Source organism: Bacillus cereus group sp. MYBK220-1 (assembly GCF_051916445.1).
Taxonomy (GTDB): Bacteria; Bacillota; Bacilli; order Bacillales; family Bacillaceae_G; genus Bacillus_A; species Bacillus_A cereus.
Genome location: NZ_JBQAGQ010000011.1, coordinates 107,676 through 122,227 on the forward strand (window position 1 = coordinate 107,676; position 14,552 = coordinate 122,227).

Below are 14,552 nucleotides of genomic sequence, written 5' to 3' on the forward strand. Positions count from 1 at the left end.
ACTTCCGTTTTAAGTTATTTTAAGGTTTATTTAAGTTATTTTGTTGTGATATACTTAAAATAACTTAAAAACACTTAAAAGTAAATAAAAATGGGTGAGAGTATGAATCAAGAGGAACGTTTAATAAAAATAATGGAGTATTTGAATGAACATAGGACGATGAGTTTGAAGATGATGTGTGAGCTATTTCAAGTTTCCAGAGATACAGCAAGAAGAGATATTGTAAAGTTAACAAATGAAACAACAATAATACGAACTCATGGTGGTGTAGCTTTATCATCTTTCCACCGTAAAATATCGGATTATGTAAATCGTGAGAAAAAAGAAATTGAATATAAGATATCTATTGGAAAGCAAGCTGCTTCTTTTGTAGGAGATAATGAAATTATTTATCTTGATGTTTCAACAACTGTTAACTGTATGGCTTCATTTTTGACAGCAAGTAACATAACGGTTGTTACAAATTCAATTGATACAGTAAATCATTTAATGGATATGGAGAATGTAAATATTCATATTTTGGGTGGAGAATTAAATAAACACTCACGTTATATGGCGGGTTTTTCTGCAATGGAGAAACTAAAAGATTATCATTTTGATAAAGTTTTTATTGGATCACCCGGTCTTACAGAAGATGGTGTTTATTATGCGTATGAGGAAGATATTCATTTTAAGCGTCAAATTGTTAAACAAACGAATGGAGTGTTTTTACTTGCCGATGAGACAAAAATGAATCAACGTCAAAACTTTAAGGCGCTGTCATTAGAATCAATAGATACAATTATTACGAATGGTGTTATTCCCGGCAATTTAGAAAGAGTAGTGAAAGAATATGGAATTGAGCTAATCACTGGAGTGAAGTAAAGGGGGACGTAAAAATGAAGGGAATTATATTTGATATTGACGGAACAATGTTAGATACGGAAAAAGCAGTTTTATATTCATTACAGAGAACGTTGCGAGATGAAGGGATGAATTATTCATTAGAAAAGCTACATTTTGCATTAGGTATTCCTGGTATGGCTGCATTACAAGAAATTGGTGTGGAAAATATGAAAGCAGTTCATGAGAAATGGATACGTAATATGGCAGATTTTAAGAATGAAATTACAGTATTTAAAGGAATTGCGGAAGTGATTGAAATAGTATCTTCATATAAGATTCGAACAGGTATTGTTACTTCAAAAACACGCCAAGAGTTTATCAATGATTTCAAGCCATTTGGATTACATTCATATTTTGAACACTCTATTTGTGTAGAAGATACAATAAAACATAAACCACATCCAGAGCCACTTGTGACATGTCTAAAAAGATTGAATATAGATGCACAAGAAGCGATATACATAGGTGATTCAGTATATGACTTACAATGCGCAAAACAAGCGGGAGCAAAATTTGGTTTAGCCCTGTGGGGAGCGAAAACAAGGAAAGGATTCGAGGAGGCTGATTATATTTTTCAAACGCCTCATGAAATTTTAAGTTTAGTAAAAAGAGATAGCTAAATTAGCTATCTCTTTAAAAATTTATAACCACCATTTTTCCTGAGGAAGTAAAATAACATCCACATCAAAATTCTCTTTAAACCAATCATACATCAATGTCTCTTTCACTAAATATTCAGAGGCAGAGTGTGACACACCAATTAGAGACATATTCGTTTCTTTTACATAATCCATAATGAGCGAGTATTTATGTCTGCCGTAATCATTGTCGATATGGCAATGGATTTCTCCTGTAATATATGCTTCAGCACCTTTTTCTTCTGCTTCCTTCATTAAAGATACAACATCGCCACATCCAGCGATAATTGCGATTTTTTTGATGGAATCATGTCGTTTACCTTCGAAGTCTGTGTAAGGAATCTGGAAGAGTTGTTTTAGATGTTTTTGGAGTGCTTCTGTTGATGTTTCATCTATTTCACAAATAAGGCCAACTGGTTCTTGTTCTGGACCTCCATATGCAAAGTCGTCCACTACAGTAGCGTTTAATGCTTTTGCAATTGAAATACTCGTTCCATGTGTTTGATGAAAATCCATTGGTACGTGACATGTATATATAGAAAGTTGTTTTTCTTTTATTCCTTGCAAATATTTTTCAGGAATTGGTAAGAAACCGCGGCCTGATCTTCCAAGCGGATCACCGCACTCCATTACAAGGGGATGATGCATAAAGAGTAAATCACCGGGTGTGGATTGTGAAATGAATGTTTCAAGAACGTCATCTGTAGGGAATACAGCTAAAAATACTTTGTTTACATTTTCAGATCCGTGCATCATAAGGCCGTTAAATAAATCTACAAAATTTGCTTCGAAAAATTGTTGCCAAGGAAATTTGATAGGATCATATACGGCTGGGATAAATCGACTAAAGGCACTATCTTTTCCGTATTTTTCAATTTGGAATAAGTGATCGAGTGATTGCTCTATTTTTTTTAAGGCTGGCATGTTTGATAATCCTCCTTAAGATGATTCTTGCTTTATGAGTTGTTTGTATTCTTCGTAGCAAAATAAGAAGCGGATAGGAAACAAATAAAACCTAGAATCCAGCTAATAGAAGGAGAATAGGGAAGTACATGCTGTAATAGCATTCCGCTAGAAATGAAGAAACTACTAAATACACCTAATAACATGGGATATCGTTGTAGTTTGAACACAGATAGTAAACATCCTTTCTCCTGCATGAACTACTCATAAAAGCTCGATTGCTGAAACTTTATCACATACATTGTATATTAGTCTTAATTTTCTGTATATAACTTTTAAGAAAAATGGTGATACAATATATGAATGATAAGAGAAGAGAGGATGAAGATTAACATATGTACGTTACTGTAACAGAAGCAGCATATAAAAAGATTATGGATACGATTCCAAGTGAAGCGAAATATATAAAGTTATTTTATGATAATGAAGGTTGCGGTTGTGTTATGAGCGGAATCATCGATTTAGTAGCTGTAGCAGAGAAAGATGAGCGCGATGTGGATATTGAATCAAGCACAATGAACTTTATCGCTGATCGTACAAAGCTTGTATTTATGGACGATAAGTTAACGGTTGATTGGCATGAAGGTGGAGGAACTTTTCAGTTGAAGAGCCCAAGCCAGTTTTATAATCCAAATATGAAATTACACGTTCGAGTATAGTAAAGGAAGGATGAGTCCAAAATGTATTTTGGACTCACTTTTTTTATTTTATAAGTCGCTATTATTGTCGATAAGTCGATATATTGAAAAAATCGCCGATATAAATGGAGTTGCGCCGATATATTCAGAAAATCGCCGATATAATTTCATTTACCAAAACGTTTCATATAATAAAAAGATCTTTTCACATAATGAAATGTACATGTGATTGAATTTTCTGTATAATCTTCTTTGCGGAGGGGATACGCATGAGAAGATGGGGAATTGAGTTATTAATTTTAAGTGTTGTTATTATTTGGGGGATTAACTATACAATTGCGAAGTATGGACTTTTAGAATTTACAGCAATTGAGTTTACTGCACTTCGTATGATGGCGGCGGCACCGCTTCTGTTACTCCTTACCTTTTGTATTGAAAAGTCGGTTTATATGGAGCGAACGGATATACCTAGATTAATTATCGTTAGCGTTGTAGGTATTGTACTGTATCAAACGTTATTTATGGAAACTGTCAAATATACATCCGCTACAAATGCCTCTTTACTCATTTCTATTTCACCTATTTTTACAACTGCATTTGCGATTTTCTTGAAACAAGAAAAGTTTTCTTCTCGAAAGTTAATCGGTTCTATGACTGCCTTTGTTGGTGCAGCCTTAGTTTTAGTAGCAGGACATTCACTTACTAGTTCTTTTTATGGCAATGGAATTGGACTTATTACATCAATATGCTGGGGGCTTTATCCTGTTTTAGCAGGACCATTAATTAAAAAATATTCAGCATTACGTGTTACTGCATGGTCTGCATTAGTGGGTGCGATTCCGCTATTATTGTTAAGTGGTCCACATGTGTTTGTCATGCCATTTCACATTACTCACGGAATGACACTATTTGCTTTACTATATTCTATTTTCTTTGTAACAGTATTTGGTCTAGTAATGTGGTATGTTGGTGTTCAAAAAATTGGGGCGTCACATACGATGGTATATATGTATATAACGCCGCTTGTAGCGGTTCTATTTGCAGCTGTCTGGGCAAATGAATATGTATCGTTTCAACAAATCATCGGTGGAATTATCATTTTTGTCGGTCTATGGTTTGTGAAATCGGAGAAAGTAAAAGTTCATTCTATTGCAGAGGAACCTATATCAAAATAGGAAAACAGATCACCTATGATCTGCTTTCCTATTTTTTTATTTTTGGTAAGAAGATGAGAAACAAGATAGCAGTAATAAGTGGAATTAAGTTTAAAAATGGAATACGGAAGAGTGTAATAAGAATAATACCTGGAAGAAGAACACCGAGGACAGCGTAAAAAATGCTATGATTTTTCGTGTACCAATACAATGAAAGTCCAATAAGTGCAGGGATAATGAGGTGAATGAGAGCCATTAAAAAATAAATCATTAGACGCCCCCTTTATTTGTGTGCTTATTACATCATATCCGTATGTTCATAGATTGATATCATTTTTTTCATAAATGGACGAAAAAAGTTTGAAAAACCGTCACAAAATATGAGAATATGATGTTTGAAATCTTGTATAATATTATTTTCTAAAAACATTTAAACAACATAAACATACTGTTTATGTTGTTTTTAATTTGAATGAAATGAATGTAAGGAATATGAATTTGAAAGAAATTTTTTGTTGGATAGATAAGAACGAATGAAGAGAGGTACAGCATGATTAGTATGTCACTAAGATCATTTAAAATCCAATCGTATTATATACTAGGTATTTTGTTACTAGGTTGGATGTTAACACCGTTTTCAGCACACTTTTTAGGCGCTGGAATTGGGCTTATTGTAAGTATGTATTGCGTTTGGCTTTTAGGCAGAAGAATTGAGAAGCTTGGAGATAGTATTGTAAAGAAGACGAAAGCACCGACACTCGGTATGTTTAACCGTTTTGCAGCTGCCATTTTGGGTGCTATTATTATGTACGAAATTGAGCACCACATGGTTATGTGGGCATTTGCAGTAGGGATTATGGGTGGGTATTTCTTAATCGTTGTGAATTTAGGTTACTATAGCATGAAAGATGAGAAAGAACTAACAAAGAGCTAAAAAGATAAAAGACTTCTTTTTAGATGGAATAGATGATCCAGTCACGAATAGAAGCGGTCAGGGCCTTTTTTAGCCCCATACGATGTGAAACCCGAGAGATGTAGTGAGTAGGGATATAATGTATATATTCGAAGCTGTAATTTTATAATCTAGGTCACAGATGAAGAGATTAGCGTTTCACTTTATATAAGATATAGAAAGAAGCTTACGTTTTCACGTAAGCTTCTTTTTTATGTAAGTGTGTGTAACCGTTAAGCCGCATTGGGTTTTGTCGGTGAGTACGCGAAACTTTACGGTTACACGACACTTATTCATATGAGTAAAGGGTTATTCCAACAGAAAGTTTTAATTTAAGCGATTGGACCGCCTAAGTTAATAATGTCTTCAGATACGCTGTCGAATTTTTTGAAGTTAGCTTTGAATTCATTTGCAAGTTCGATTGCTTTTGCTTTGTAAGCAGCTTTATCAGCCCAAGTTTGTTCAGGCATTAACACTTCGTCAGGTACACCTGGTACGTGAAGTGGAACTTCAAGACCGAAGATATCATGTTTAGCTGTTTCAGTTTTCGCAAGTTCACCGTTTAATGCAGCTTGAATCATTGCACGAGTGTAACCTAAGTTCATACGTTTACCAACGCCGTATTCGCCACCAGTCCAGCCAGTGTTTACTAAGAATACTTTCGCATCATGTTTCTCGATTTTTTCACCAAGCATTTCAGCGTAGCGAGATGCATCAAGTGGTAAGAATGGTGAACCGAAGCAAGTTGAGAATGTAGCTTGCGGAGAAGTAACGCCGCGCTCTGTTCCTGCTAGTTTACTAGTGTAACCACTTAAGAAATGATACATAGCTTGCTCTTTTGATAACTTACTGATTGGAGGCAATACGCCAGATGCATCAGCAGTTAAGAAAATAATTGTATTTGGGTGTCCAGCAACACTTGGCAGTACGATATTGTCGATCGCATGCATAGGGTATGCAGCACGAGTATTTTCTGTTAAAGTAGTATCGTTGTAGTCCGCGATACGCGTTTGGTCATTAATGATAACGTTTTCTAAAACAGATCCAAATGTGATTGCATCGAAAATTTGTGGTTCTTTCTCGTGAGAAAGGTTTACACATTTCGCGTAGCAACCGCCTTCAATATTGAATACACCGTTATCAGACCAACCGTGCTCATCATCACCGATTAATTTACGGTTTGGATCAGCAGATAATGTTGTTTTACCTGTTCCAGATAAACCGAAGAATAGTGCTACGTCGCCTTCTTCACCTACGTTTGCAGAGCAATGCATAGAAAGAATATCTTGTTCAGGTAGTAAGAAGTTCATAATAGAGAAGATTGATTTTTTCATTTCTCCAGCGTATTCTGTACCACCAATTAGTACAATACGTTTTTCGAATGAAACCATAATGAATGCTTCAGAGTTTGTACCGTCAACAGCTGGATCAGCTTTGAAGTTCGGTGCAGAAACAATTGTGAACCCTGACTCATGAGTTGTTAATTCTTCTTCAGTTGGACGAATGAATAATTGATGTACAAATAAATTGTGCCATGCATATTCATTAATAACTTGAATTGGTAGGCGGTAATTGCGGTCAGCGCCTGCAAATCCTTTGAAGACGAATAACTCTTCTTTTTCTTTTAAGTATTCTAAAACTTTAGTATATAATTTATTAAAATGTTCTTCAGAAATCGGTTGGTTCACAGCTCCCCAAGCAATTTTGTCAGCAACCGATGCTTCTTTCACAATAAATTTATCTTTAGGAGAACGTCCTGTATATTTTCCAGTTGAAGCAGAAACGGCACCAGTAGAAGTTAATTTCCCTTCATTTCGCATTAATACTTTTTCCACTAATTGCGGAACACTTAGTTGAATCTGTGCATTGCTTCCGTTCAATAATTCGTGTAAACCAATTTGGACATTCACAGTACTCATATTTATATACCATCCTTTTCATTTAATGAAATATTTCTCGTAATCCCCAACAAGAGTATAACACAATTATATAAATAATGTATACTATTTATTTCTTTTTGTTTGTGTGAATGCATTATTTCCCTATTAATATTTCATTTCAGGCGTATTGAGAAAAACTTTCAGGAAAATGTGAATATTAATTGACAAATGAATATCATTTCTTTAGTATAGGTTGGGACGGATACTCTCTTATCCCGAGCTGGCGGAGGGACAGGCCCGATGAAGCCCAGCAACCTCACTTGTATTGATAAATGCAGGTGAATAGGTGCTAAAACCTGTGCGAGGCTACAGGTCTCGAACGATAAGAGCGAAGGGCAAAAAGCAGTATGCAAGTAGCAAATTAAACCTTTCCTCTATGTAAAGTAGGAAAGGTTTTTCTGTATGCTTGTGTGGGAGAATAAATGTATGTCGCAGTTTGTGGCAAATTAAGGATGAGTTCCGTACAATATATACAATTACTGTAGGGAGGTTTACCACATGACAAAAAAACGTCATCTGTTCACATCTGAGTCTGTAACTGAAGGACATCCAGATAAAATTTGTGACCAAATTTCTGATTCAATTTTAGATGCGATCTTATCAAAAGACGCAAATGCACGTGTAGCTTGTGAAACAACTGTAACAACTGGTTTAGTATTGGTAGCGGGGGAAATTACGACTTCTACTTACGTAGATATTCCAAAAATCGTTCGTGAAACAATTCAAGGCATTGGTTACACACGCGCAAAATACGGATTCGATGCAGAAACTTGTGCAGTTTTAACATCTATCGATGAGCAATCTGCTGACATCGCTATGGGTGTTGACCAAGCGCTAGAAGCACGCGAAGGTCAAATGACTGACGCTGAGATTGAGGCAATTGGTGCAGGAGACCAAGGTTTAATGTTTGGTTTCGCATGTAATGAAACACAAGAGTTAATGCCACTTCCAATCTCGCTTGCTCACAAATTAGCTCGCCGTTTAACTGAAGTACGTAAAGATGATACATTATCATACTTACGTCCGGATGGAAAAACGCAAGTTACAGTTGAGTATGATGAAAATGGTAAACCAGTACGTGTTGATACTATCGTAATTTCTACACAACATCACCCAGATGTTACATGGGAAGAAATCGATCGCGACTTAAAAGAGCACGTAATTAAAGCTGTAGTACCAGCAGAATTAATGGATGGAGAAACGAAATTCTTCATTAACCCAACTGGCCGCTTCGTAATTGGTGGACCACAAGGTGATGCTGGTTTAACAGGACGTAAAATCATCGTTGATACTTACGGTGGATACGCTCGCCACGGTGGCGGTGCATTCTCTGGTAAAGATGCAACGAAAGTTGACCGTTCTGCAGCATATGCAGCTCGTTATGTTGCGAAAAACATCGTAGCAGCTGGTCTTGCTGAAAAAGCAGAAGTACAACTTGCATACGCAATCGGTGTAGCACAACCAGTATCAATTTCAGTTGATACATTCGGCACTGGTAAAGTATCTGAAGACGTACTAGTAGAGCTAGTTCGTAACAACTTCGATCTTCGCCCAGCTGGTATTATTAAAATGCTAGACTTACGTCGCCCAATTTACAAACAAACAGCAGCTTACGGCCACTTCGGACGTACTGATGTAGATCTATCATGGGAACGTACAGACAAAGCAGCAGCTTTAAAAGAGCAAGCTGGTCTATAATATATGAAAAAAAGCTTTGCGCGGTGAGCGCAAAGCTTTTTTTATTTATAATTACGTTGGAATAAAGCGAAGAGTTCAATGTCATGCCAATTGCCATTGCGGAATATAGCTTCTTTACAAGTTCCTTCATGTTGAAAACCGAGTGATTTATATAATTTAATTGCTCTATCGTTAAAAGAAAATACTCGTAAAGAAAGGCGATGTAAATTTAATTCTAAAAATGCATAATCCAATAATAAGGTGAAAGCTTCCTCCCCATAACCTTGCCCCCAGTAATCCTTGTTACCAATATCAATAATACATTCAGCGTTTCGGTTATACGAATCAATATGAATTAAAGAAGTAATACCAATTGAAAGATGCGTAGATTTTTCTTCAATGATATAGCTCTTAGAGTCCGAAGAATGAATAAATTGCTGGCAAAGTTTTTCTGTGTCTTGAAGGGAATATTTATCAAGAGTGAGAGTGGTTGAACTCATAACGTCTATATCATTATGCCATTTATAATATGTTAGAATATCATCTTCGGAAAACTTTCGTAACTGGATACGGTTTGATTTAAACAATGTAAGTCCTCCTTTTGTATTTCCTTTTCACATGATTTACAAAGGATTGATTTCTTCTGGAACATATGTAATCAACCTTTCATTTGACGTGCTTTACCTGCGCAAAAGGCACTACTTAGTAAAAATAGTGTCGCGAATATAATGCTTACTAATGTAGCGTATGGAATTGCGCCTTTTAAGGAAAAGCCGACAGTGATTGAAGCGATGAATAAGAGGATAAATGTTGTTGTTAATTTTTTATAAAGTTCCATACTATGTAGACCTCCAATTTATTTTTTAGTACAAGTTTTAAAATTGAATTCTATTATGTAGAAAATATAAAGAGTAGCTAAAGATGTGTAGTCTAGGAGTATAAGAAAGGGCACTTTCCTTTTGTGGGTTAGTATACTTATATTGTATCATGGCGCATGATTGGCTTCATACATAATTGTGTAAAGGTATGTATGATAAAATGAAGAAAAGTCTTTAAGAAAGGAAAGATAAAAAATGAGTGTAACTGAACATAAAAAACAAGCTCCAAAAGAAGTGCGTTGCAAGATCGTGACGATTTCCGATACACGTACGGAAGAAACAGATAAGAGCGGCCAACTATTACATGAATTGTTAAAAGAAGCGGGACATAAAGTAACTTCTTATGAAATTGTAAAAGATGATAAAGAAAGTATTCAGCAAGCAGTGTTAGCTGGTTATCATAAGGAAGATGTAGATGTTGTATTAACAAATGGCGGTACTGGTATTACGAAACGCGATGTCACAATTGAAGCAGTATCAGCGTTATTAGATAAAGAAATTGTTGGATTTGGTGAGCTGTTCCGTATGATTAGTTATTTAGAAGATATCGGAAGCAGCGCAATGTTAAGTAGAGCGATTGGTGGTACAATTGGGCGCAAAGTAGTCTTCTCGATGCCAGGGTCTAGCGGAGCGGTTCGCCTTGCGATGAATAAATTAATTTTACCGGAATTAGGTCATATTACATTTGAGCTGCATCGCCAATGAGTAAGTATGCTGGAATTGTATTAGCAGGTGGTATGTCGAGTAGATTCGGTGAGCCGAAAGCGTTAGCAATTTGGAAGGGAACTACTTTTGTTGAGCATATTGTGAAAGTGATGGGAAATACTTTGCAAGACATTGTAGTAATTAGCCATACTGATATAAAAGAGCGAGTAGAGCAATTCGTACAAGTACCTGTTATAGAAGACATTCCGCACTATAAAGGGAATGGACCGCTGGCCGGCATTGTATCAGGAATGGAATACATAGAAGCAGATTGGTATGCTATTATGCCTTGCGATGCGCCAAACGTGTCGCATGAATGGTTTACCATTTTACTAGAGCAAACGAACAATGAATATGATGCGGTTGTACCTATTATTAATGGAAGAAAACAACCGCTACTTGCGGCGTATCATAACCGCGTGAAAGAAAAGATTTATGCTTTACTTCAGGAAGAAAAAAGAAGTATGGGGCAGCTTTTATCACAATGTAATGTGAAGTATGTTTCTGGAGAAGATGTACAAGCGAATGCGGATTGGTTTATAAATGTAAATACGAAAGAAGAATGTGTGCAGGCTCAAAAAGACCTTTCAAATGAATGAAAGGTTTTTTGGATATACAGAATTGGGGAACAATTGCTGTATAAAGGTATGTGAGTGAGTTGATTTTAAGGGGAATTCTTAAAATCATTATACAGTTAAAATACTGTATAACCATATATTAATTTTTATGGGTTTTTATTATAAGTCTGTTTAGTTATGTTTATTTTTGATATAATTAATATAGAAATAAAACAATGCTTAACCTTATGTATCATTTATTAAACTAAAATTTATGACCATGTAAAAAACTCCCTTCGTTTTTTGAAGGGAGTTTTTCTATTTAAGCAAGCAACTCTGATGCGTTATGCTGAAGGACTTCTTCATATTGGTTAAGCAAGCCACGAAAGACCTCATCCCAGCTCTTTGATTTCGCAAAAGAGGAAGATTCTATTCCCATCTGCTCAAGTTTTTCTTCATTTTGTAATAAAAAATAAATGGATGATAGAAATGCATCTTCATTTTTAGGCGGACAAAGAACTCCCGTTTTTCCATCTGTAATAATATTTTTAACCCCGCCACTATTTGCACCAATAACAGGTGTACCGCATGCGAGTGATTCAAGTACGACATTTCCGAATGTTTCAGTAGCTGATGGAAACACCATTATGTTAGAACAAGCATATGCTTCAGCTAAATCCCCGCCTTGTAAATAGCCAGTAAAAGTGATATTTGTTTTCGGAACAGCTTCACGTAAACTTGTTGCTAGAGGACCGTCTCCTGCGATGAGCCAATGAATATCGTTTCGAGTATGTGCTGTTTTAACGATAAGGTGTTGCAGCGTATCAATATCTTTTTCAGGAGCAATTCGTCCAACATAGGAAAGGACATACTTCGCTGTAATATTATATTTTTTTCGGAATAGGTCTGTATTGTAAGCTGGATGAAAGAGTGTGCAATCTACACCACGTCCCCATATAGAGAGGGTCTGAAAGCCTTTATTTTTTAATTGATGTAATGTTTCAAAGGAAGGTACAAAATTTTTTTGCATATGACTATGAAACCATTTTAAATAGTTCCAAAGCATATTGGAGAGGAATTCGATTTTGTAATAACGTAAATAGGCATCGAAATCAGTATGATAAGAACCGACAACTGGGATGTTTAACTTTTTTGCATAATACAATCCACAAAGTCCCATGTTGAAAGGTGTGGCAATGTGAATAATGTCAGGTTTAAAGGAAAGTAGTTCCCGTTTAATACGCGGAGTAGGAAAAGAAAAACGACATTCTGGATATAATATTGTTAACGGGATACTTCTCATCTTATTCACATTCGCTACAAAATTATCTTCATCTGTATGCTGAGGGGCGAAAACAGAATAGGCGATCTGTTCTTTCTGAAAATATCGTGTTAATCGCTCTAACGTTTTCGCAACCCCGTTAACTTGTGGCGTAAAAGTATCGGTAAAAATGGCGACTCTCATCATATCACTCCTTTATGTGAAAAGTGGGATGAATTGATAAAAAGAGATGATGCCAGAGCAAGTGCCAAGGCACATACCGACGAATACATCTGACGGATAGTGAAGTCCTAAATAAATACGTGAAATACCGACGCATAATGCTAACGGTAATAGGAAAGCAAGTAAGCTTGGATTATAGCAAATAAATGGAATGAAGACAGAGAAAACGGCTGTTGTATGACCAGACGGGAAAGAGTGGTCTTTTAATGGATGGACTGGATATTTTGCATCCTGAATTGTTAAATAAGGACGTTTTCGTGGATACCATCTTTTTAATATTTGTACAGGAATATGGCTAATTGCTAAAGAAATAGCAGTTGCAATTGCTGCCTGATGTAAAGTACCTTTTGCAAAAATTAAAAAGAAAAGTGTGAGTGCGATGGAGAAAGTCGCGCCACCAATATGAGTAATATTGCTGAAAAAGATATTTAATGTTTTTTGATCAAAGTAGCGATTAATTCCTTTGAAAATGTAACATTCTATTTTATATAATCCACTGACCTTCATGAAAATTCTCCTCCCTCGTTTACATATATATGGAGATATTAGCTTTTATTTTAATAAGATTTTGTTGAGGGAGTAATAATGTTTTGTAAAGAAAAAGTTAGTTTTTATATAAAAAAAGCTGCCAATCTTATGGCAGCGGAAATTTACTTCTGTAATGATTTATAATATTGACCTTTTTCAACGTATTGCGTGCGAATACGCTCCATATCTTTACGGTCTTCTGCTGTTACTTCACGAATGACTTTCGCGGGACGACCGAAAGCTAACGTGTTTGGTGGAATTTTCTTTCCTTGTGAAACGAGGCTTCCAGCGCCGATAAAAGCTCCTTCGCCAATTTCAGCACCATCTAATATAATGGATCCCATTCCAATTAAAGCATCTTTTTTAATATGACAACTATGTAAAATAACTTGATGCCCAACTGTAACATCATCTTCTAAGATAAGAGGATACTGAGGGCTTTGGTGGAGTGTACATTGGTCTTGTACATTTACTCGGTCTCCAATGATCGTTGGTGACACATCACCACGGATGACTGTATTAAACCAAATACTTGATTCCTCGCCAACGTAAACATCGCCTGTAATCGTAACATAGTCAGCGATAAAAGCACTACTCGCAATTTTCGGTTTTTTTTCTTTGTAAGGATATATCATGTAAAGTCTTCCTTTCCTAGAGACTAGTTTTAGTGTATCAAATTATGAGAAAGAGTGAAATGGAGGAGAGCCGTATGTGGAATTATGAAGCGGAGGAAGCAAAGGCTGTCATTGTTATTGTGCACGGCGCAATGGAATATCACGGACGTTACGAAGCCGTTGCGGAAATGTGGAATCATATCGGCTACCACGTCGTGATGGGGGATCTTCCGTCACATGGAACGACTTCAAGAAATAGAGGACATATTGATTCATTTGATGAATACATAGAGGAAGTTAAACTATGGGTGAAAGAAGCAAGAAAGTATAGGTTACCTATTTTTCTATTCGGTCATAGTATGGGTGGTCTTATTGTCATTCGTATGATGCAAGAAACGAAGAGAGAAGATGTAGAGGGTATTATTTTGAGTTCGCCTTGTTTAGGGGTAGTGACTGGACCCTCTGCTCCGCTTCAATTTGCTTCAAAAATATTAAATGTTGTGGCTCCAAAATTGCAATTTGCAACGAATCTTACGGTGGAAATGTCAACACGTAACCACGAAGTGAGAGATGCAATGGAGAATGATTCTTTGTTCTTGCGCAAAGTATCAGTACGTTGGTATAGTGAATTGATTAAGTCTATCGAAATCGCTCATAAAAAAATAGATGATTTTCCAGATGTTCCGCTCTTGCTAATGCAAGCTTGTGAGGATAAACTTGTAGATAAAACACGTGTCCGCACTTGGTTTGATAATGTTAAAATAAGTGATAAGGCTTTTAAAGAATGGCCGAATTGTTATCACGAGTTATTAAATGAGTATGAGCGTGATGAAATTTTGAGTTATATTCAGTCATTTACTGAAATACATGTCAATAATATAGTAAAAACAAACAAATAAATCATTATTTGTACATTTAA

Annotated in this window: 17 protein-coding genes and 1 riboswitch; of the genes, 9 read left to right on the forward strand and 8 right to left on the reverse strand. The window is 35.9% G+C overall.

Going from position 1 to position 14,552, the window contains the following annotated elements:
• Positions 1-102 precede the first annotated feature (102 nt).
• Together ACTFRU_RS27560 and ACTFRU_RS27565 are read left to right on the forward strand one after the other, a co-directional pair.
• Complete coding sequence (locus ACTFRU_RS27560; RefSeq protein ID WP_025710012.1) at positions 103-864, forward strand: DeoR/GlpR family DNA-binding transcription regulator; 762 nt, start codon at positions 103-105, stop codon at positions 862-864.
• Positions 865-878: 14 nt separating this feature from the next.
• Positions 879-1,505 carry an HAD family hydrolase gene (locus ACTFRU_RS27565; protein WP_000676032.1) on the forward strand — a complete coding sequence of 209 codons (627 nt, stop codon included), beginning with the start codon at positions 879-881 and terminating at the stop codon, positions 1,503-1,505.
• 21 nt (positions 1,506-1,526) lie between these two features.
• Here the strand turns inward: ACTFRU_RS27565 and ACTFRU_RS27570 are convergent, their stop codons facing one another.
• The gene (locus ACTFRU_RS27570; protein WP_001111125.1) at positions 1,527-2,447 is read right to left on the reverse strand and encodes a Nif3-like dinuclear metal center hexameric protein; all 921 of its coding nucleotides are present in this window, start codon (positions 2,445-2,447) and stop codon (positions 1,527-1,529) included.
• A gap of 374 nt (positions 2,448-2,821) precedes the next feature.
• Here ACTFRU_RS27570 and ACTFRU_RS27575 point away from each other — a divergent pair, with 374 nt between their 5' ends.
• Both ACTFRU_RS27575 and ACTFRU_RS27580 read left to right on the forward strand, forming a co-directional pair.
• Positions 2,822-3,145, forward strand: a complete 324-nt coding sequence (locus ACTFRU_RS27575; RefSeq protein WP_000289570.1) for an iron-sulfur cluster biosynthesis family protein — start codon at positions 2,822-2,824, stop codon at positions 3,143-3,145.
• Positions 3,146-3,393: 248 nt separating this feature from the next.
• A complete protein-coding gene (locus ACTFRU_RS27580) occupies positions 3,394-4,299 on the forward strand; it encodes a DMT family transporter (protein WP_001255410.1) in 906 nt (301 codons plus the stop codon).
• Positions 4,300-4,327: 28 nt separating this feature from the next.
• Here the strand turns inward: ACTFRU_RS27580 and ACTFRU_RS27585 are convergent, their stop codons facing one another.
• Complete coding sequence (locus tag ACTFRU_RS27585; protein WP_000639042.1) at positions 4,328-4,549, reverse strand: hypothetical protein; 222 nt, start codon at positions 4,547-4,549, stop codon at positions 4,328-4,330.
• Positions 4,550-4,828: 279 nt separating this feature from the next.
• Here ACTFRU_RS27585 and ACTFRU_RS27590 point away from each other — a divergent pair, with 279 nt between their 5' ends.
• Positions 4,829-5,212 carry an ATP synthase subunit I gene (locus ACTFRU_RS27590; RefSeq protein ID WP_000624926.1) on the forward strand — a complete coding sequence of 128 codons (384 nt, stop codon included), beginning with the start codon at positions 4,829-4,831 and terminating at the stop codon, positions 5,210-5,212.
• Positions 5,213-5,562: 350 nt separating this feature from the next.
• Here the strand turns inward: ACTFRU_RS27590 and pckA are convergent, their stop codons facing one another.
• Complete coding sequence (gene pckA, locus ACTFRU_RS27595; RefSeq protein ID WP_000108815.1) at positions 5,563-7,149, reverse strand: phosphoenolpyruvate carboxykinase (ATP); 1,587 nt, start codon at positions 7,147-7,149, stop codon at positions 5,563-5,565.
• Positions 7,150-7,377: 228 nt separating this feature from the next.
• Positions 7,378-7,499, forward strand: a riboswitch (SAM riboswitch).
• Between the two features lie 169 nt (positions 7,500-7,668).
• Here pckA and metK point away from each other — a divergent pair.
• Positions 7,669-8,868: a methionine adenosyltransferase gene (gene metK / locus ACTFRU_RS27600; protein ID WP_000163123.1), complete on the forward strand. Its 1,200-nt coding sequence runs from the start codon at positions 7,669-7,671 to the stop codon at positions 8,866-8,868.
• 41 nt (positions 8,869-8,909) lie between these two features.
• On the opposite strand, the gene ACTFRU_RS27605 is transcribed toward metK, so the two are convergent.
• Complete coding sequence (locus ACTFRU_RS27605; RefSeq protein ID WP_025710013.1) at positions 8,910-9,434, reverse strand: GNAT family N-acetyltransferase; 525 nt, start codon at positions 9,432-9,434, stop codon at positions 8,910-8,912.
• Positions 9,435-9,505: 71 nt separating this feature from the next.
• Positions 9,506-9,685: a hypothetical protein gene (locus ACTFRU_RS27610; RefSeq protein ID WP_000424797.1), complete on the reverse strand. Its 180-nt coding sequence runs from the start codon at positions 9,683-9,685 to the stop codon at positions 9,506-9,508.
• 235 nt (positions 9,686-9,920) lie between these two features.
• Here ACTFRU_RS27610 and ACTFRU_RS27615 point away from each other — a divergent pair, with 235 nt between their 5' ends.
• Together ACTFRU_RS27615 and ACTFRU_RS27620 are read left to right on the forward strand one after the other, a co-directional pair.
• Positions 9,921-10,430: a MogA/MoaB family molybdenum cofactor biosynthesis protein gene (locus ACTFRU_RS27615; RefSeq protein WP_000117124.1), complete on the forward strand. Its 510-nt coding sequence runs from the start codon at positions 9,921-9,923 to the stop codon at positions 10,428-10,430.
• Positions 10,427-11,029 carry a molybdenum cofactor guanylyltransferase gene (locus tag ACTFRU_RS27620; RefSeq protein WP_440037979.1) on the forward strand — a complete coding sequence of 201 codons (603 nt, stop codon included), beginning with the start codon at positions 10,427-10,429 and terminating at the stop codon, positions 11,027-11,029. Before ACTFRU_RS27615 ends, ACTFRU_RS27620 begins: the two co-directional genes overlap by 4 nt.
• A 280-nt stretch (positions 11,030-11,309) precedes the next feature.
• Here the strand turns inward: ACTFRU_RS27620 and ACTFRU_RS27625 are convergent, their stop codons facing one another.
• The 3 genes from ACTFRU_RS27625 to ACTFRU_RS27635 form a co-directional block, all read right to left on the reverse strand.
• Positions 11,310-12,452 carry a glycosyltransferase family 4 protein gene (locus ACTFRU_RS27625; RefSeq protein WP_166694790.1) on the reverse strand — a complete coding sequence of 381 codons (1,143 nt, stop codon included), beginning with the start codon at positions 12,450-12,452 and terminating at the stop codon, positions 11,310-11,312.
• 12 nt (positions 12,453-12,464) lie between these two features.
• Entirely contained in the window at positions 12,465-12,998 is a 534-nt protein-coding gene (locus ACTFRU_RS27630; RefSeq protein WP_000868582.1) for a phosphatase PAP2 family protein, read from the reverse strand.
• Positions 12,999-13,141: 143 nt separating this feature from the next.
• Positions 13,142-13,654, reverse strand: coding sequence for a gamma carbonic anhydrase (locus tag ACTFRU_RS27635; protein WP_440037980.1), 513 nt, complete (start codon positions 13,652-13,654; stop codon positions 13,142-13,144).
• Positions 13,655-13,728: 74 nt separating this feature from the next.
• On the opposite strand from ACTFRU_RS27635, the gene ACTFRU_RS27640 reads away from it, so the two are divergent.
• Positions 13,729-14,532 carry an alpha/beta hydrolase gene (locus ACTFRU_RS27640; RefSeq protein WP_063548843.1) on the forward strand — a complete coding sequence of 268 codons (804 nt, stop codon included), beginning with the start codon at positions 13,729-13,731 and terminating at the stop codon, positions 14,530-14,532.
• The last annotated feature ends 20 nt before the right edge of the window (positions 14,533-14,552 follow it).